This is a genomic window from Pseudomonas sp. GM60 (assembly GCF_000282415.1).
GTDB lineage: Bacteria > Pseudomonadota > Gammaproteobacteria > Pseudomonadales > Pseudomonadaceae > Aquipseudomonas > Aquipseudomonas migulae.
This window is the reverse complement of record NZ_AKJI01000043.1, coordinates 1-18,973: the sequence shown is the minus strand read 5'-3', so window position 1 is coordinate 18,973 and position 18,973 is coordinate 1. Positions and strand designations below refer to the sequence as shown.

At 59.7% G+C, this 18,973-nt stretch carries 12 protein-coding genes and 1 pseudogene; 4 read left to right on the top strand and 9 right to left on the bottom strand.

Annotated elements, in window-relative coordinates:
- The coding region (locus PMI32_RS17975) for a lipocalin family protein (RefSeq protein WP_008028042.1) at positions 1-441 on the bottom strand (441 nt) is incomplete at its 3' end.
- A 31-nt stretch (positions 442-472) separates the two neighbouring features.
- Positions 473-727 carry a hypothetical protein gene (locus PMI32_RS17980; RefSeq protein WP_008028040.1) on the bottom strand — a complete coding sequence of 85 codons (255 nt, stop codon included), beginning with the start codon at positions 725-727 and terminating at the stop codon, positions 473-475.
- Positions 728-1,009: 282 nt separating this feature from the next.
- Between PMI32_RS17980 and PMI32_RS31080 the strand changes: the two are divergent.
- Together PMI32_RS31080 and PMI32_RS31075 are read left to right on the top strand one after the other, a co-directional pair.
- Positions 1,010-2,044: pseudogene (locus tag PMI32_RS31080) on the top strand (HAMP domain-containing protein); the annotation flags it as partial.
- Between the two features lie 93 nt (positions 2,045-2,137).
- Positions 2,138-2,902, top strand: coding sequence for a methyl-accepting chemotaxis protein (locus PMI32_RS31075; protein ID WP_371927683.1), 765 nt, complete (start codon positions 2,138-2,140; stop codon positions 2,900-2,902).
- 117 nt (positions 2,903-3,019) lie between these two features.
- On the opposite strand, the gene PMI32_RS17990 is transcribed toward PMI32_RS31075, so the two are convergent.
- From PMI32_RS17990 to PMI32_RS18010, 5 genes are all read right to left on the bottom strand, one after another.
- Positions 3,020-3,622 carry a DUF924 family protein gene (locus PMI32_RS17990; RefSeq protein WP_008028037.1) on the bottom strand — a complete coding sequence of 201 codons (603 nt, stop codon included), beginning with the start codon at positions 3,620-3,622 and terminating at the stop codon, positions 3,020-3,022.
- A 2-nt stretch (positions 3,623-3,624) separates the two neighbouring features.
- Entirely contained in the window at positions 3,625-4,635 is a 1,011-nt protein-coding gene (locus tag PMI32_RS17995) for a class 1 fructose-bisphosphatase (protein ID WP_008028035.1), read from the bottom strand.
- Positions 4,636-4,910: 275 nt separating this feature from the next.
- On the bottom strand, positions 4,911-6,284 hold the full coding sequence (locus PMI32_RS18000; RefSeq protein ID WP_008028034.1) for a DUF3999 domain-containing protein: 1,374 nt from the start codon (positions 6,282-6,284) through the stop codon (positions 4,911-4,913).
- A complete protein-coding gene (locus tag PMI32_RS18005) occupies positions 6,281-9,874 on the bottom strand; it encodes a DUF2339 domain-containing protein (RefSeq protein WP_008028032.1) in 3,594 nt (1,197 codons plus the stop codon). The genes PMI32_RS18000 and PMI32_RS18005 overlap by 4 nt, the downstream gene beginning before the upstream one ends.
- Before the next feature lie 270 nt (positions 9,875-10,144).
- On the bottom strand, positions 10,145-12,595 hold the full coding sequence (locus PMI32_RS18010; protein ID WP_008028030.1) for a glycogen/starch/alpha-glucan phosphorylase: 2,451 nt from the start codon (positions 12,593-12,595) through the stop codon (positions 10,145-10,147).
- 259 nt (positions 12,596-12,854) lie between these two features.
- Between PMI32_RS18010 and PMI32_RS18015 the strand changes: the two genes are divergently transcribed.
- A complete protein-coding gene (locus tag PMI32_RS18015) occupies positions 12,855-13,295 on the top strand; it encodes a YkgJ family cysteine cluster protein (RefSeq protein WP_085988407.1) in 441 nt (146 codons plus the stop codon).
- Positions 13,296-13,508: 213 nt separating this feature from the next.
- On the opposite strand, the gene typA is transcribed toward PMI32_RS18015, so the two are convergent.
- Together typA and thiI are read right to left on the bottom strand one after the other, a co-directional pair.
- Complete coding sequence (gene typA, locus PMI32_RS18020) at positions 13,509-15,329, bottom strand: translational GTPase TypA (protein WP_008028025.1); 1,821 nt, start codon at positions 15,327-15,329, stop codon at positions 13,509-13,511.
- Positions 15,330-15,468: 139 nt separating this feature from the next.
- Complete coding sequence (thiI, locus tag PMI32_RS18025; RefSeq protein ID WP_008028023.1) at positions 15,469-16,923, bottom strand: tRNA uracil 4-sulfurtransferase ThiI; 1,455 nt, start codon at positions 16,921-16,923, stop codon at positions 15,469-15,471.
- A gap of 330 nt (positions 16,924-17,253) precedes the next feature.
- On the opposite strand from thiI, the gene glnA reads away from it, so the two are divergent.
- Positions 17,254-18,660 carry a type I glutamate--ammonia ligase gene (gene glnA / locus PMI32_RS18030; protein ID WP_008028021.1) on the top strand — a complete coding sequence of 469 codons (1,407 nt, stop codon included), beginning with the start codon at positions 17,254-17,256 and terminating at the stop codon, positions 18,658-18,660.
- The last annotated feature ends 313 nt before the right edge of the window (positions 18,661-18,973 follow it).

The following is an 18,973-nucleotide window of genomic DNA, read 5'->3' as shown; positions in this document are numbered from 1 at the left end:
CCCCAGCCACAGATAGCGGCGGCTCGGGTCGCCGACGATCGCAGTCTTGTAGTCGTCGCTGACGAACAACACCCAGTATTCGCCCTTCGCCACACCCGGTATCAACCGCGAAAACCAGGTATCGAACTCGACCCACAACTTGTCGGTCTTGCCCGGCACCTGTGGATAAGCCGTGCCCTTGGCCTCTTCCCATTGCCAATCCGCCGTCAGGCAGCGATTCAGCACCAGAATGTTGCCGTCCGGCTTGAGCGTGTAATGCGCTTCGGATTGCGCGCAGTTGCGCTGGAAATACATCGGCAGACGCGCCAACTCGTACCAGGTCCCTTGGTACTTCTTGAGATTGACGCTGTTGACCGTTTTCGGCGCCAACGGATTTTCACCAGAAGTGGCGCAGCCGGCCAATACCAGGCTGGCAAAAAGGAGGATCAATAACCGCTTCATTGTTTTTCTCCCGTGGGCATATCGCCCCGGTTTACTTCAGGCCTTGGCCGGAAAACATCAACACTTTGTCACCGGCGTACTGCACGCTGATAAAGCTGTTCTTGTCGCCCCAGGTGCAACTGGACATGCCGAGCGCGCCCGCGCAGTCGGTAGGTTTGCCCAGCAAGGTTTCCACCTCGGCCTTGGCCATGCCTGTCGACAACTTGGAGTAGTTTTCCTGATTGATTTTGCCGCACGCGGCCAGCAAGACGCAGAACGAAAGCAGGGCGATGGAACGCAGCGACATTGTGTAGCTCCTGGGACAAAGGGGAATGGCATGACAGCCAAGCTGAAGCTTAGAAGAGAAAACCCCTGTCTGGTTCCCTGACCGAGCGCCTATTTATCGGGCCGCTCGTCTGCCTTTTGCCGAAAAATCAGCCACTTTCTCGCGTTGTTGAGCATTTCGTCGGTTTTGACAGATTCCGCCTAATCTTTGGCGCCGCTCAGTCGACATAAAAGCAGCGCAAAGCCCGTTCCTGTGGCAAATTGACGCCCCTTGTCGACCAGCACCTCCGCGGTAGTTCATTTAATGACCAGAAACATGAAGTTCAGCCACAAAATCTTGTTGGCTGCTGCCCTCGTGGTGGCCGTTGCATTCGCCTGTTTTATCCTCTTCAACGACTACCGCCAGCGCCAGACCTTGCGCAGCAGTACCGAATCGTCGATGCAGGAACTTGGCAGCCTGACCACCAGCAACATTCAAACCTGGCTGGAAAGCCGCATCCAGCTGTTGCAATCGTTGTCCCAACAGATCGCCGTGGACGGCAGCGCCCAGGCCAGCCTCAAGCGCGCCATCGACCTGCCGGCCTACACCAGCAATTTCCAGCTGAGCTACTTCGGCGGCACTGACGGCGTGATGTTCTCGGTTCCGGCCGGCAATCGCGCCGCCGATTACGACCCCCGCGCACGTGGCTGGTACAAGGCGGCCAACGGCGCGCAACAGACCATCGTCACCGAACCGTACATTGCCGCGTCCTCCGGCAAACTGGTGATCACCGTGGCCACACCGGTGAAGCATCAGAACCAGATGATCGGCGTCGCCGGCGCCGACATTGACCTGTCCAGCGTCAGCGCGATCATCAACTCGCTGAACTTCGGTGGTCACGGCCATGCGTTTATCGTCAGCGCCGACGGCAAGATCCTGATCCACCCGGATAGCAAACTGGTGCTCAAGAACCTCGCCGAGGCCTACCCGAACGGCGCGCCGCAAGTCAGCCCGGGCATGAAAGAGGTCGAGATCGACGGCAAGCGCCAGTTCATCTCCTTCACCCACGTCAACGGCGTGCCGTCGGCGGATTGGTATGTGGCGCTGGTGCTGGATCAGGACACCGCGTTCTCGATGCTCAGCGAATTCCGCACCTCGGCGATCATCGCCATGGTTATCGCGGTGGTGATCATCATCGCGCTGCTGGGCATGTTGATCAGTTTCCTGATGCAGCCGCTGCTGACCATGGGCCGCGCCATGCATGACATCGCTGAAGGTGAAGGCGACCTGACCAAGCGCCTGACCATTCACGGCCACGACGAATTCGGTGCGCTGGGTACTTCGTTCAACCGCTTTGTCGAGCGTATTCACACCTCGATCCGCGAAGTGTCCTCGGCCACCGGCCAGGTCAACGAAGTCGCCCTGCGTGTTGTCGCCGCGTCCAACTCGTCGATGTTCAACTCCGATCAGCAAGCCTCGCGCACCAGCAGCGTGGCCGCCGCCATCAATGAACTGGGCGCCGCCGCCCAGGAAATTGCCCAGAACGCCGCCCTCGCCTCGCAGCATTCCAGCGACGCGCGCGCCTTGGCCGAAGACGGTCAGCAAGTGGTGGATAAAACCATCGCGGCGATGCAGCAGCTCTCGGCGAAGATCAGCGATTCGTGCGGCAACATTGAGACGCTCAACAGCAACACGGTAAACATCGGGCAGATTCTGGAAGTGATCACCAGCATCTCGCAGCAGACCAACCTGTTGGCGCTGAACGCCGCCATCGAAGCCGCCCGTGCCGGTGAAGCCGGGCGCGGTTTTGCCGTGGTCGCCGACGAAGTGCGCAACCTGGCGCATCGCACCCAGGACTCGGCGCAGCAAGTGCAGAAGATGATCGAGGAACTGCAAGTCGGCGCCCGTGAAGCGGTGAGCACCATGACCGACAGCCAGCGTCAGAGTGAAAGCAGCGTCGGCATCGCCAATCAGGCGGGCGAGCGTCTGGGTAGCGTGACGCAGCGGATTGGTGAGATCGACGGGATGAACCAGTCCGTGGCGACAGCGACGGAGGAGCAGACTGCGGTGGTGGAGTCGATCAATGTCGACATTACCGAGATCAACACGCTGAATCAGGAAGGGGTGGAGAATTTGCAGGCGACGTTGCGTGCGTGTTCCGATCTGGAGCAGCAGGCGGCGCGTCTTAAGCAATTGGTCGGTAGCTTCAGGATCTAAAGCGCTTTTACGGGCCTCATCGCGAGCAGGCTCGCTCCCACATGGATCTTCGTAACGCTGGAGATCCACTGTGGGAGCGAGCCTGCTCGCGATGACGGCATCAGCCGCGATAAAGATTTAGAACCTTGACCCAGGCTGCGAAAGAAACACCAACTCCTCAACCGTAGACTCCCTTCCCAACACCGCATTGCGATGCGGAAACCGTCCAAACCGCGCAATCACCTGCTGATGCTTCTCGGCATAATTCAGATAATCGCCGAACAGCGCCCGGTCGCCCTCCGGCTGTTGCGCCACCAGATCGATATAGCGTGAGACGGCCTCATTCTGCACCGCCAGATTCTCGCAGTGCTCGAACACCAGATAGATGAACACCCGCTGAATCGGACGCAACTGCCGATCAAAATCCGCAGCAATGCCTTGCGCCACCAGTGCCTGAGCCCTGAAATCGCCGGAAAAGGATTTGGGTGTTTCGCGAAAGATCATTCGCGGCAGTTGATCGAGCAGCAGCACCAAGGCCAGCCAACCTTCCGGGCGTTGCGCCCAGTCAGTCAATCCGCCGGCCAGTGCCTGCTCGACCCAGTCCCCGAAACGCGTCTGCGCTTCGAGGTCCTGGCTGTCGTGCTTGCCGAACCATAACCTGCCCTTCTCAGCCGCTACTTCATTCGACGATTCGGAATTTCCGAACCACCATTCGAGCAACGGCTGCCAGGGCGCGGTCATGTTTACTCCTGGTGGTAGGCCGTGACGCGTGCGACTTCTTCTTTCGAACCGAGGAACACTGCTACGCGCTGGTGCAGGCCTTCCGGTTGAATGTCGAGGATGCGCTGGTGGCCGTCGGTGGACGCGCCGCCCGCCTGTTCAACCAGGAACGACATCGGGTTGGCTTCGTACATCAGGCGCAGTTTGCCCGGCTTCGACGGCTCACGGCTGTCGCGTGGGTACATGAACAGACCGCCACGGGTCAGGATGCGGTGCACGTCGGCAACCATCGCGGCAACCCAGCGCATGTTGTAGTTCTTTTTCAACGGGCCTTCATCGCCAGCCAGCAATTCGCTGACGTAACGCTGTACCGGCGCTTCCCAGTGACGCTGGTTGGAGGCGTTGATCGCGAATTCCTGAGTGGACTCAGGGATCGTGATGTCTTCATGGGTCAGTACGAAGCTGCCCATTTCACGGTCCAGGGTGAAGCCTTTGACGCCATTGCCCAGGGTCAGCACCAGCATGGTCTGTGGACCGTAGATCGCGTAACCGGCGGCAACCTGCTGAGCGCCTGGCTGCAGGAAGGCCTTTTCGTTCAAAGGCTCGTTCTGGGTCAGGTATTCGTTCGGGCAACGCAGCACCGAGAAGATCGTACCGACCGGCGCGTTGATGTCGATGTTCGACGAACCGTCCAGCGGGTCGAATACCAGCAGGTACGCGCCTTTCGGGTATTTGCCCGGGATCTGGTAGGCATTGTCCATTTCTTCGGACGCCATGCCGGCCAGGTGACCGCCCCATTCGTTGGCTTCGAGCAGGATGTCGTTGGACATCACGTCCAGCTTCTTCTGCACTTCACCTTGGACGTTTTCAGTGCCCATGCTGCCCAGAACACCACCCAGGGCGCCTTTGGAGACGGCGTGGCTGATTTCTTTACAGGCGCGCGCCACCACTTCGATCAGGAAACGCAGATCGGCAGGGGTGTTGTTGCTACGGGTCTGCTCAATCAAATAGCGACTCAGGGTAACGCGGGACATGGAAGGCTCCGGTGGAATGGGGGGCTAAAAACCCGCGCAGTTTAACGCGAGTCGGGGCGTATTTCCTCCTATCAGACGTGATACGTCCAACAGAGTTCATGTGCCGGGTTTAGCGTAGATCGAAACCGGCCGGATGTGGGCGGGCGACAGGTGGCAGTTTTGAGATTTTTGCTGCCTGACAGTCAGTCTTCGCGAGCAGGCTCGCTCCCACAGTTGACCGCATTCCAATGTGGGAGCGAGGCTTGCCCGCGAATGGCGCGTAGCGCCAGCCTTTCTCAGGAATTGGCCGGAGGTTTACGCAACAAGCTGAACGCCATCGCCGCCAAAAACAGAACACCCAGCAACAACACCGCCCACAACCCGAACTTCTTCCAGTTAGGTTCAGCCTGTGCAACGGATGTGAGTGTGGACGTCGGCGTCTCTACCACGCCACCCGACACCGTCGCCTTGCCCAACGCCGCCCACTTCGCCGCGCTGTAATCCGGAATCAGCGTTGCCAGCGGCAGGTTCGCCGCTTTCACCGTCGCATTGCCCAACGCCAGCGTATAAGGCCCGGCGCCGCGCGCCAGGAACACCAGTTGCGTCGAACGCACAGCGAAACGCACCGTCGGCGCCTCAGCGCCCAAGCCACCACCGCGCTCGTCCACCGTCAACTTCAACTGCTGCACGGTTTGCCCCGGCAACTGCAATTCGTTCTGCACCACGTCCTGGCCACTCTGGGTCAGGCGATAGAGCAAACCACTGCTCAACGGCTGCCACGGCAGGCTGCTTTCCCGACGACCGGACAACGTCACCGGCGCCAGGCTGTTCGGTTGATTCAGTTCGACCTGCACGCGCTCGACGTTCAACCCCATCGGCAATTGCCAGGTGTATTCACCCGCCTTCACGCTGGCGCCCGCTAACGGTTGCGACCAGACCAATGGCAGCGGCAGGCTGCGCGTGCTGGCGCTTTGCAGTTGCGCCGAGGTCAATATCGGCGCCGATTGCGGCGTGTTCCACAACAAGCGCAGATAACGCGCTGATTGTCCCGGCAAGCCGACCTCATGCTGCTCGACCCGCTCGTCGGCAAACGTCAGCCGCGCCACCTGCCCGTCACCCCACGACTGCCAATGCTGCAAATCGTCGCTGGCTTCGATGCTGAAACGCTGGAAGCCATCGCGCTCGCTGGTCCAGTCGAGGATCAATTGCTGCAACGGTGCCTTGATGCCGCTGGCGTCGAGCAGCCAACCGCTCAGCACTTCTTCGCCCACCTCCAGCTGACTCGACGGCTGCACTTCGACCAGCGTGCCATTGGCGCTCGATTGCACCCGCACACTCGGCGCGCGCTCGGTGGCGTCCGCCGAGTTGTACAACGGGAACCATTTCACGTCGGTCAGGGTGGGGGTTTCGCCGGTTTTCGCGGTCTCCCGCGCCACGGCGTAGGCCTGAGCCTCACCGGCCGCGTTGAACACGCGCACATCGCTGAGGTCGGTTTGTCGCGCATTCAGCTGTACGGCCAAAGGCAATTCAAGGCGATACCATGGACCTTCGCCGCTCACGGTCAACGGCACTTGCGTGGCGAAGTCCGCCGGTTTTTCCTGCGCGTTGGCCGACAGCGCCACGCCCAACGCAACAGCGCCCAACCAGACCAGGTTCAGCTTCTGACTCAAGACGACACTCCTTCGGTTTCCGGGGCCGGTTTTTCAGATTCCGGCGCAGCATCGACGCGCTTGGGCGGCAACGGGGCGAAATAGCCCACCACCAACAGCAACACGCCAACACCGATAAACGAGACGATCCGGGCGAGTCCGCCACGGTTACTCAATTCGACAAAGAACAGTTTCGCGACCACCACACCGATCAGCGCCGCACCGATCAGCCAGACTTCACGACGATGACGCAGATGGCCGCCGATCATCAGACTCAGCGCCATCAAGGTCCAGACAATGGACAGACCGGCTTGCACCAACATCGATTCGAGCAGTGCATCCAGCTCATACGGCACAGCGCCCCAATGGTGCGCCGTGCGCATCACCAGCGCGGTAAAGAACGCAAACAGCGAGACGCCCGCAATCAGCTGCGTGGCGTGATCGAAGATGTCCTTGCGGATCGCCAGTTGCGTCACGGCGCTGCGGGCCCACACGTAAACGCCGAACAGCGCAAACAGCAGCCCCAACTCCAGCGGATTGATCAGCGGCACATAGGGCAGCGGCTCGGCTGTGCCGTCGCTGACAATGTTCGCCAGCCAGAACCAGCCGAGCATGAGTAAGGCCAGCGGCGCCGCCGCGTACAGTCGATACTCGCGCGGATAAGCCGACACCGGCCACGGCCAGGCACGCGGTGCGGCCATCAACACCAGATAAACACTCGGCAGAATCGCCCAACCCAGCCAACGCCAGGCGTTGTATTGCTCGGACAACAGCAGCAAGCCGTAACGCAACTCCAGCGCCAGTACACCGATCAACAACCAGCAGCCGAGCACATGAGCCGCACTCAAAGCCCGCTCGGGGAGCATTGGCGCCAGACGTCGCAACGAGATGAAATGCACGACGAACACCGCCGCCCAGACGAGCCAGCCAAAGTCGGCCGCCGGGTGGTAACGCGCGTGCCACGCCCCGAGCAATACCACACCCGCTGCAGGAATCAGCATGGTGCAGAGCAAACCCAGCGACGGCCATTTCAGGCGCAACGCCAACACGGCCCACAGCGCCACGCTCAGCGCCGCGACCGTTAGCAGCAACGTCGCCTGAAGATTTACCGGTGCAAAGCGCAGCACTTCACTGATCCACGCCAGCGCCCACCAACCCGCGCCCCACACCAGCAGCACTTCAGACAAACGCTGCAAACTCAGGACATCGAACGCCGATGCATGGTTGCCGAGCTGCAAGCGCCAGGCGCCGACCAACGCCGCCAGCCCCAGCACCAACGGCGTCCAGAATCCGCTATGCGCCAATGGTTTGAGCCCTTCGCTGGCCAGCGGCCCCAGCAGGTCCGGCCCGGCGAACAGGAACGCCGCCCCGCCAATCACCTGCAACAGCAGACCGAAGACGAAACTCACCCGCTGCTTCAGATAAAGGCTCAGCCAGATAATGAACAGACCACTGGCCGCCCACACCGCACTTGCGGTTTGCCACGGCAGCACGAACAGCACGGCGAGGTTGATCAGCACCAGGCCGGCCAGCAACACCACCGACAAACCGCGCAACAGCCGAATATCGCTGCGCACCATGTCATCGCGGGCGGCCAGCAACATACCGGCGATCAACGCCAGGCCAATCAGCGACGCGCTGAGCAAACCGCTCCAACCCGCGCTGAACACCGCGCCAGACTCACCGCTCGCACCTTGCAGGCGCAGCAGGAACAACGCGCCGCCCAGCAATTGCACAGCGAACGCGGTGAAGAGGAAGGTGCGCGATTGCAGACGCAGACCGACAAACAACGTCGCCAGACCGGCCAGCGCCCAACTGATCGCCGTGCCGTGGGTAAAGAAGAACAGCGGCGCCAGCAGATAGAGGAAGGTCAAACCTAGGCAGGCCAGCACCGGCAAGCCTTTGCGCTCCCACGCCAACGTCTGCTCAGGCAAGGCGTTGCGCAATTGGTAGAAACTGAACAGCAGCGCCACACCGAGCATCAACGCGCCCAGCAGCGCACCTTCCAGCAGGCTGCTTTCGCCGAACCGCAGCTCACTGAGGAACGCCAGCGCCGAGCCCAGTTGCAGCAGCAATGCAAAGGCGCGCGCCAGCGGTCGTTGCTGACGCAATCCGAGCCAGAAAATCCCGGCACCTTCCACCGCCCAAGCGGCCGCTGTCCAGCGCGCATCAAGCCCCAACGGGATCGCCAGACTGGCGAAGATCACGCCCAACGCCAGACAGGTTTCCGCCAGCAACAACGCTCGGCCACCCATCAGCAGGCGGGCCAGGCCCATGTAAATCATGCCCAGCGCCAATGCACTGAAAGCGGCAGCGAACTCCAGATGCTGGACCAGCGCGAACTGCAAACCGAAACCTACCAGCGGCGGGCCGAACAGCATCGTGCCGTCGACGTAGTCACCTTTGCGCGCCGACCAGTGCAGCAGCGCCTCGCGGCTGTCGTCCTCGGGCGCGTCGCTCATTTCCAGCAACTTGCGCCGGGCAAACAGCAGCCCGATGGCCAGGTACATCAGGAAAAACACAATCAGGAATGGCTCGGTGCTCCACAGCAGCTCCGGGGTGTAGGAGCGCAGGCCCCAGGCGAAACCGATGCCGAAGGTGCCGACAAAGCCGATCAGGTTGAGCAGCCGCCAGGCCTTGAACCAGGCGATGGCGAGAATGCCGGCGTTGAGCAAGGCGAAATAGCTGAACAGCGCGACATGGTTGCCGGCGCCGGTGGACGTCAGGATCGGCGCGGCGAAACCACCCAACGCGGCGGCGCAGGCCAGTGCCAGCGAGTCTTGAGTGATGGCCAGAATGGCCGAGAACACCGTCACCGCCACCAGCAGCCCGAGCGCCGCCGTCGGATCAAGCAGCGGATGCAAACGCATGGCCGCGAACACCGTCAGGTACAACACGGCGATCCCGGTGCCTTGCAGCATCAACGCATAGTTAGTGTTGCGATGACGCAGCCACCAGCCCAGACCGAGCAGGGCCAACGCAGCCGCCGCCACCCCGGCGTAACGCAGTTCGATCGGCACCACCATGCCTTCGGTGGCATAACGCAGCAGAAACGCCAGACCGAGGAACAACAGCACCACACCGACCCGCAGCACGGTGTTGCCACCGAACAGCCAGTTACGGGCGCCGCTGATGGCGCGCTCGATGAAGTTCGGGCCACGCGGGACGGCGGGCTCGCGGGCAACCGGCTCGGGCTTCCAGGCATCGTCGGGCAGCGGGCGGCTGGTTTGCGTCGCTGTCGCGGTGATCGGTTCGAGTTCGGGCGGGAGTTCCCAGACCATCTCCGGGGTAGAGACAGGGACTTCTTCGAGAATGAATACCGGGGACGGGGCCGGTTCGCTGGCAAGCGGTTCCTCGGCAAGCGGCTCGCTGGTTTCAGGCGCCTTGACGCCAGACACCTCCAGCGTGGCCAGGCGTTGCTGGACCGCATTCAGTGCGACCTGCGCCTGCTCCAGCAGAGCGCGCTGTTCAGCCGCCTGTGAACCCAAACGGCCGATGCGAATGGCCTGGCCGATACCCAACCCGAGTAACGCACCCAACAGCGCGTCGCTGAACGACTCGTCGAGTATCCAGCCCAGCACCAGCCCAATCAGCATGAACATCCATTGCATGGTCGATATCCCTAAGCGGCCCCGCTGCGGGGCGAATCCGGGGAAAGCAGCATTTGGCTGAGTCTAGTGTGAAACCACACAAACCTGTGGGAGCGAGCCTGCTCGCGATGAGGCCCTGACATTCAGCATTGATATTGAATGTCAGGGCCTCATCGCGAGCAGGCTCGCTCCCACAATGGATTGCCATGCATACCGCCCGGTGAAACTGGTGCTTAGTATATCGGTCAGGTCCAACAACCGTCGGACCTTGCGCACATTTGTGGCTAAAAGTTACTCCAATGCCTTCCAGATATCCGTCGCGTACTCGCGAATGGTCCGGTCAGAAGAGAACCAGCCCATCCGGGACGTGTTCAACACCGCCGAACGCCACCACTCGTTCGAGTCGTGCCAATGGGCTTCAACACGCATCTGCGCATCCCAGTAGGAATCAAAATCGGCGCAGACCAGGAAGCGGTCATAGTCGATCAACGAGTCGATCAAGCCGGTGTAACGGGATGGATCATCCGGCGAGAACACCCCGCCACGAATCGCTTGCAGCACGTCATTCAGCCGATGGGACGCGGCAATGTCCGGCGTCGCATTGAACTCATGATTCTGTTTGCGCGCTTCAACCTGCTGCGCGCTGAGGCCGAAGATGAACATGTGCTCGGCGCCGATGCGCTCGCACATTTCCACGTTGGCGCCGTCCAGCGTGCCAATCGTCAGCGCGCCGTTGAGGCCGAACTTCATGTTACTGGTGCCCGACGCCTCAAAGCCTGCGGTGGAAATCTGCTCGGACAAATCCGCCGCCGGAATGATGCTCTCCGCCAGGCTGACGTTGTAGTTAGGCAGGAACACCACTTTGAGCAAGCCGCGCACGGTTGGGTCGTTGTTCACCACCCGGGCGATGTCGTTGGTCAGTTTGATGATCAGCTTGGCCTGGTGATAACTGGCGGCGGCCTTGCCGGCGAAGATTTTCACTCGCGGCACCCAGTCGATTTCCGGCTCGGCGCGAATCGCCTGATACAGCGCGACGGTGTGCAGCAAGTTGAGCAACTGACGTTTGTATTCGTGGATCCGTTTGACCTGCACGTCGAACATCGCCGCCGGGTTGACCGCAACCCCAAGGCGCTCGTGAATGATGTACGCCAGCGCTTTTTTGCTGTGCAGGCGCTGCTCGGCGAAGGCCTTGCGGAACGCGGCTTTTTCCGCGAACGGTTCCAGATCGAGCAAGCGCTCTTCCGGGTTATCCAACAGATCAGGGCCGAGGGCATCGACCAGCATCGAGGTCAGTTCCGAGTTGGCCTGATACAGCCAGCGGCGGAAGGTAATGCCGTTGGTCTTGTTGTTGATCCGCTCCGGGTAGAGCTTGTGCAGTTCCGAGAACACGGTTTTGCGCATCAGTTGCGTGTGCAGCCCGGACACGCCGTTGACGCTGTGGGAGCCGAGAAACGCGAGGTTGCCCATGCGCACACGGCGACCGTTGTCCTCTTCGATCAGCGATACCGCGCGCAGCACGTCAAAATCGTGAATGCCTTTGGCGCGTAGCGAATCGATGTGCTGGGCGTTGATCAAGTAAATGATCTGCATGTGCCTTGGCAGCATCCGCTCCATCAAACCGACCGGCCAGGTTTCCAGCGCTTCCGGCAACAGCGTGTGGTTGGTGTACGAAAGCGTGTCGACGGTGACCTGCCACGCGGCGTCCCACGCCACGTCGTAGACATCGACCAATTGGCGCATCAGCTCGGCCACGGCAATGGACGGGTGAGTGTCGTTGAGCTGGATTGCCGCGTGGTCGCCCAGGGTCAGCACCGAGGTGTGCATGTTGCGATGACGGCGCAGCAAATCCTGGAGAGATGCAGCGACGAAGAAGTATTCCTGGCGCAGGCGCAGTTCCTGGCCGGCTTCGGTGCTGTCCGCCGGGTACAGCACGCGAGAGATACTTTCCGCCCGCGCCACTTCAGCGACTGCGCCGAGGTGGTCGCCGGCGTTGAAGCGTTCAAGGTGCAAATCTTCCATCGCGCGGGCACGCCACAGGCGCAGCGTGTTGACGCTCGCCCCGCGCCAGCCGACTACCGGGGTGTCATAAGCAATGGCGCGCACGGTTTCCGCCGGGGACCAGACTTGCTTGGACTTGCCGTTTGAGTCGGTCACGGTTTCGACGCTGCCGCCGAAGCCGATCGGGTAAACCACTTCTGGCCGTTCGAATTCCCACGGGTTGCCGAAATCCAGCCAGTGTTCGGTCTGTTCCTGCTGCCAGCCATCGACAATCGCCTGGCGGAACAAGCCGTGCTCATAACGAATGCCATAGCCATGGCCGGCGATGCCGAGGGTCGACATGCTTTCCATGAAGCACGCCGCCAGACGACCGAGGCCGCCGTTGCCCAAGGCTGCGTCGGGCTCCAGCAGGCGGATGCGTTCTAGGTCGACGCCGAGCTCGGTCAGCGCTTCGCGGGCGACGTCGAGCAGGCCGAGGTTGCTCAAACTGTCGTAGAGCAGCCGGCCGATGAGAAATTCCAGGGAGAGGTAATAAACCCGCTTTTGACCTTTGCGGTAGATCTGCCGGGTGTGATCCATCCAGTGCTCGACCATGTGATCGCGCGCCGCCAGCGCAATGGCTTCGAACCAGTCGTGGTCGAAGGCGTGATCCGGGTCTTTACCCACCGCGTAGGTGAGTTTGGTCAAGACGGCGTCGCGGAATGCGGCCACCTCTGCTTCGCGAACAAGTGGTTCTTGAGTCATCGATAAGACCTCGAGCGAGCTTTGAGTTGTCTGAGCCTAGACGGTCTGACAGGCGGTAGAGGCTCTGGTTCGGCAGTTTTTCCTGTTAGTGCGAGATAGGTCGGCATTACCTTGTCGTGTACCTGAATCAATGCAGGGGCCGTGCCGGAATTCACGTGTTGTTGACCACAGTTAAAAAAATCTGGCGAAAGGTTGTTCAAAAATCCACCAGTCCCGGTATGATCGCGCGCCCTGATGCACACGCTGGTAACAACCGATGATGAAGCCCAACCTGATCGCCGCCGCAGAGATCGATCGTCTCGATACCTGGGCCAAATACTCTGCGCCGATGTGCGGTTCCTGCATATCCAGCTGCTGCACCCTGCCGGTCGAGGTCAAGATCAAGGATCTGATCCGCATCGGTATCGTCGACGAGTTCGAGCGCGGCGAACCGGCGAAGAACATCGCCAAGCGTTTGCAGAAGGAAGGGATCGTCGAGCGTTACAGCCAGAAGACCGAGATCTTCACCCTCCAGCGCATGAGCAACAACGATTGCCTGTACCTGGATCGTAAGAGCCGTCTGTGCACTATTTATGAAAAGCGCCCGGATACTTGCCGCAACCACCCGAAGATCGGGCCGCGACCTGGGTATTGCGCTTACAAGCCGAAAGAAGTGGCGCGCGAGACCAGCAGCAGCCGTCGGCCTCTCGAGAAATTCTGATCTGAATCTTCGCTGCTTGACCTGACCTCATCGCGAGCAGGCTCGCTCCCACAGTGATTGGTGTCGTGCACAAATTATGTGTTCACCATCAATACCCTGTGGGAGCGAGCCTGCTCGCGATGAGGCCGGTACAGACGCCACACAAATCGCAGACAAACAAAAACGCCCCCGGCCTTTCGACCGGGGGCGTTTTCATTCAGCCTGAACTAAGACTCAGTTCTTGGCTTTCTTGGCAGCGCGGGTACGCTCGCCTTCGTCCAGGATCTTCTTACGCAGGCGGATCGACTTAGGCGTAACTTCACACAGCTCGTCGTCCTGGATGAATTCCAGAGCCTGTTCCAGGGTGAAGCGAACAGGTGGAACCAGAGCGATGGTTTCGTCTTTACCCGAAGCACGCATGTTGTCGAGCTTCTTACCTTTGGTTGGGTTGACGCCCATGTCGTTATCACGGCTGTTCAGACCAACGATCTGACCGTTGTAGATTTCCTGACCGTGTTCAACGAACAGCTTGCCACGTGCCTGCAGGGTTTCCAGGGAGTAGGTCAGAGCCTTGCCGGTTTCTACCGATACCAGAACACCGTTCTGACGACCGGACATGTCGCCGGACTTCATGGTGTCGTAGCGATCGAAGATCGAGGTCAGGATGCCAGCACCGTTGGTCAGGGTCAGGAACTGGTTACGGAAACCGATCAGACCACGAGCAGGGATGTTGTATTCCAGACGCACACGGCCTTTGCCATCCGGCACCATGTTGGTCAGGTCGCCCTTACGCAGACCCATCTCTTCCATGACCTTGCCCTGGGATTCTTCAGGAGTGTCGATGGTGACGTTTTCAAACGGTTCCTGCTTCACGCCGTCAACCTGACGGATGATCACTTCAGGACGACCAACGCCCATTTCGAAGCCTTCGCGACGCATGGTTTCGATCAGTACCGAGAGGTGCAGCTCACCACGGCCGGAAACCTTGAACTTGTCAGCCGAGTCGCCTTCTTCAACGCGCAGTGCAACGTTGTACAGCAGCTCTTTGTCCAGACGTTCCTTGATGTTACGGGAAGTCACGAACTTGCCTTCTTTACCGCAGAATGGCGAGTCGTTTACCTGGAAGGTCATGGAAACGGTTGGCTCGTCAACGGTCAGAGGCTTCATCGCCTCGACGTTGTCCGGCTGGCACAGGGTGTCGGAGATGAACAGCGAGTCCATACCGCTCACGCACACGATGTCACCGGCAAACGCTTCTTCAACGTCGATACGGTGCAGACCGTGGTGACCCATCAGCTTCAGGATACGGCCGTTGCGTTTCTTGCCGTCGGCGCCGATGGCGACAACCGGAGTGTTCGGCTTGACGCTACCACGAGCGATACGGCCAACACCGATAACACCCAGGAAGCTGTTGTAGTCCAGTGCCGAGATTTGCATCTGGAACGGGCCTTCACGGTCAACTTTCGGCGCAGGTACGTTGTCGACGATCGACTGGTACAGCGGGGTCATGTCTTCAGCCATGTCGGTGTGGTCCAGACCGGCAATGCCGTTCAGGGCCGAGGCGTAGACGACTTTGAAGTCCAGCTGTTCTTCGGTGGCACCCAGGTTGTCGAACAGGTCGAAGATCTGGTCCAGAACCCAGTCCGGACGCGCGCCTGGACGGTCAACCTTGTTGATGCACACGATCGGACGCAGGCCGGCTTCAAAAGCCTTCTTGGTCACGAAACGGGTTTGCGGCATAGGGCCGTCTTGAGCGTCAACCAGCAGCAGAACGGAGTCAACCATCGACATTACGCGTTCAACTTCGCCGCCGAAGTCGGCGTGGCCCGGGGTGTCCACGATGTTGATGTGGTAGCCGTTCCAGTTGATGGCGGTGTTTTTCGCCAGAATGGTAATACCGCGCTCTTTTTCCTGGTCGTTGGAGTCCATCACGCGCTCGTCGTTGAGCTCGTTGCGCTCCAGAGTGCCGGATTGACGCAGGAGTTTGTCTACCAGGGTGGTTTTACCATGGTCAACGTGAGCAATGATGGCGATGTTGCGTAGATTTTCGATCACTTGTGTATCTCGATCAGAGGATTCGGTGTGCTGACAAGTCTTGGCAGCGATTAACAGTAGAGTCAGGCCTTGCCGTTACAGCTTGACGGCAGAGTCGGGGGGCCGATGACGCAGGCCACAGGCAAACAGCCCCGGGCTCTTAGCTCGGTCGATAAACGCGCACATTGGCATGCCCCTCACTGAGCAAATGGTGGGCATGCAGGCGACTCATCACGCCTTTGTCGCAATACAGCAGGTACTGGCGAGTAGGGTCCAGTTCCTTGAAACGAGCGTTCAATGCATAAAACGGCATCGTCTGTACCTCAATGCCATCGAGTTCCAGCGGCTCGTCCTCAGCGGCATCCGGGTGACGGATGTCGATGATGATCTGGCCCGCCAGTGCTTCGCTGACTTCTTCGATTTGCAAATCCTGGCCCAATTCGTCGATCACGCGATCGATCGGCACCAGTTTGGCGTTCTCGAGCGCACGCTCAAGGACAGCCATGTCGAATTCTTTCTCTTCATGCTCCACCCGGTGGCGCTTGGCAGCCGTCTTCGGGTTGACTGAAATGACCCCGCAATACTCCGGCATGTGCCGGGCGAAATCGGCGGTACCGATTTCGTTGGCCAGATCGATGATGTCCTGCTTGTGACTGGCGATCAGCGGGCGCAGCACCAGCTTCTCGGTCACGCAGTCGATCACGTTCAGATTCGGCAATGTCTGGCTCGACACCTGGGAGATCGCCTCCCCGGTCACCAGCGCTTCGATTTGCAGTCGATCGGCAATTTGGGTCGCAGCGCGCAACATCATACGCTTCAATACTACGCCCATATGACTGTTATCGACTTTACCGAGAATTTCTCCCAGTACTTCCTCGAACGGCACACTGACAAATAACACGCGTTGGGAGCTGCCGTACTTCTTCCAGATGAAGTGCGCGACTTCCATCACGCCCAGTTCGTGGGCCCTTCCGCCCAGATTGAAGAAGCAGAAGTGGGCCATCAGGCCGCGACGCATGATCTGGTAGGCCGCCACAGTGGAGTCGAAGCCGCCGGACATCAGCACAAGTGTCTGCTCCAGTGCACCCAGCGGATAACCGCCGATGCCGTTGTGCTGACTGTGGATCACGAACAACCGTTGGTCGCGAACTTCGATTCGGACTTCGATTTCAGGCTTTTTCAGGTCGATCCCGGCGGCACCGCACTGGCGGCGCAACTGGCTGCCGACGTATTTCTCAATATCTATCGAGCTGAATGGGTGCTTGCCGGCGCGTTTGCAACGCACCGAGAAAATCTTGCCGGCCAGCGCATCACCGTAGTGCTGCTTGCATTTTTCAACGATGTCGTCGAAATCACCCAGCGGGTACTCATCGATTTGCAGGAAGTGCGCGACGCCCGGCATGCAGCTCAGACGCTCGCCCATCTCCTTCAGAGCCTTGGGATCGCTGACGCGGGTTTCCAGCTCGAGGTTGTCCCACACGCCGTTCACCACCACGGCCGGATCCAGATCGCGGAGCACGGCACGGATGTTCTTGGCCAACTGGCGGATGAAACGCATCCGTACCGGGCGGCTCTTGATGGTGATCTCTGGGAAGACTTTTACGATTAATTTCATGGAAACAGCGCGCGCGAGGCCTGCCGAAAAAGGGGGGCGCGGATTATAGCGGAAATTGCTCAAGGTTTAACCAGTTAATGTGCAGAAGGTTTTGCACGCACCAAAACAGGTCATTTATTGATTTTAGCGCCACATTGTAGGGCGGGATTTTCTCCATTAATGCGCTTTACACCTTTATAAGCGTGATATTGGGGCAAAAAACCCATGGTGGGGCACTGGCATGCAATTTGCTCCCTTGTGAGGCAGGTTGCCTTGGCAGAGTATTCGCGCCGGCATCACCCACATTCTAAGGGCATCCACTACTAAGCCCGAAGCCACCCGGAGGACACTATGTCGAAGTCGGTTCAACTCATCAAAGATCATGACGTCAAGTGGATTGATCTGCGCTTCACGGACACCAAAGGCACCCAGCACCACGTGACCATGCCGGCTCGCGACGCGCTGGATGAAGACTTCTTCGAAGTCGGCAAGATGTTCGACGGTTCCTCCATCGCTGGCTGGAAAGGCATCGAAGCCTCCGACATGATCCTGCTGCCGGACGACAGCACTGCCGTACTGGACCCGTTCACCGAAGAGCCGACCCTGATCCTGGTCTGCGACATCATCGAACCTTCGAGCATGCAAGGCTACGATCGCGACCCACGTGCGATCGCCAAGCGCGCAGAGGAATACCTCAAATCCACCGCCATCGGCGACACTGTGTATGCCGGTCCGGAGCCAGAGTTCTTCATCTTCGACCAAGTGAAGTTCAAGTCCGACATCTCCGGTTCCATGTTCAAGATCTACTCTGAACAAGGCTCGTGGATGTCCGACCAGGACGTGGAAGGCGGCAACAAAGGCCACCGTCCAGGCGTCAAAGGCGGTTACTTCCCGGTTCCACCGTTCGACCACGACCACGAAATCCGTACCTCCATGTGCAACGCACTGGAAGAAATGGGCCTGACCGTCGAAGTTCACCACCACGAAGTGGCAACTGCCGGCCAGAACGAAATCGGCGTCAAGTTCAACACCCTGGTGAAGAAAGCCGACGAAACCCAAACCCTGAAGTACGTCGTGCACAACGTGGCCGATGCCTACGGCCGCACCGCTACCTTCATGCCTAAGCCTCTGTACGGCGACAACGGCTCGGGCATGCACGTGCACATGTCCATCTGGAAAGACGGCAAGAACACCTTCGCAGGTGAAGGCTATGCCGGTCTGTCCGATACCGCTCTGTACTTCATCGGCGGCATCATCAAACACGGTAAGGCCCTGAACGGCTTCACCAACCCGGCGACCAACTCCTACAAGCGTCTGGTTCCAGGCTTCGAAGCTCCAGTGATGCTGGCCTACTCGGCCCGTAACCGCTCCGCTTCGATCCGTATTCCTTACGTGTCGAGCCCGAAAGGCCGCCGTATCGAAGCACGCTTCCCGGATCCAGCTGCCAACCCGTACCTGTGCTTCGCAGCACTGATGATGGCTGGCCTGGACGGTATCCAGAACAAGATCCACCCTGGCGATGCAGCTGACAAAAACCTGTACGACCTGCCGCCTGAAGAGGCGAAAGAGATCCCACAAGTTTGCGGCAGCCTGAAAGAAGCCCTGGAAGAGCTGGACAAAGGTCGTGCGTTCCTGACCAAAGGCGGCGTGTTCTCCGATGACTTCATCGACGCTTACATCGCTCTGAAAAGCGAAGAAGAAATCAAGGTACGTACCTTCGTACACCCACTGGAATACGAGCTGTACTACAGCTGCTGATCCGGTAGCGCCTGCGCAAGCGGCGTGACAAAAAGAGGCCTCCTTCGGGAGGCCTTTTTTGTGCCCGCAATTAACGGGTGCCCCTTTGTAGGAGCCGGCTTGCCGGCGATGGCGCCCGTGAGAACGCCATCGCCGGCAAGCCGGCTCCTACAAGGGTTTTGTGGCGCTTGGGAAATCATGCCCAAATGTTTACAACTTGGGTCAATCACCAACCCTGACCTATGCTGCAACCCAACGCGTTCGTTTCTGGTCGATTTTATGGGTCGTGGTTTTCTGTTCATCCTGCTGTTGATCGCCCTGCCCGCCGCCGCGC

Coding starts and splice junctions, on each gene's coding strand:
- PMI32_RS17980 (WP_008028040.1), bottom strand. CDS start 727: ATGTCGCTGCGTTCCATCGCCCTGCTTTCGTTCTGCGTCTTGCTGGCC.
- PMI32_RS31075 (WP_371927683.1), top strand. CDS start 2,138: ATGTTCAACTCCGATCAGCAAGCCTCGCGCACCAGCAGCGTGGCCGCC.
- PMI32_RS17990 (WP_008028037.1), bottom strand. CDS start 3,622: ATGACCGCGCCCTGGCAGCCGTTGCTCGAATGGTGGTTCGGAAATTCC.
- PMI32_RS17995 (WP_008028035.1), bottom strand. CDS start 4,635: ATGTCCCGCGTTACCCTGAGTCGCTATTTGATTGAGCAGACCCGTAGC.
- PMI32_RS18005 (WP_008028032.1), bottom strand. CDS start 9,874: ATGCAATGGATGTTCATGCTGATTGGGCTGGTGCTGGGCTGGATACTC.
- PMI32_RS18010 (WP_008028030.1), bottom strand. CDS start 12,595: ATGACTCAAGAACCACTTGTTCGCGAAGCAGAGGTGGCCGCATTCCGC.
- PMI32_RS18015 (WP_085988407.1), top strand. CDS start 12,855: ATGAAGCCCAACCTGATCGCCGCCGCAGAGATCGATCGTCTCGATACC.
- thiI (WP_008028023.1), bottom strand. CDS start 16,923: ATGAAATTAATCGTAAAAGTCTTCCCAGAGATCACCATCAAGAGCCGC.
- glnA (WP_008028021.1), top strand. CDS start 17,254: ATGTCGAAGTCGGTTCAACTCATCAAAGATCATGACGTCAAGTGGATT.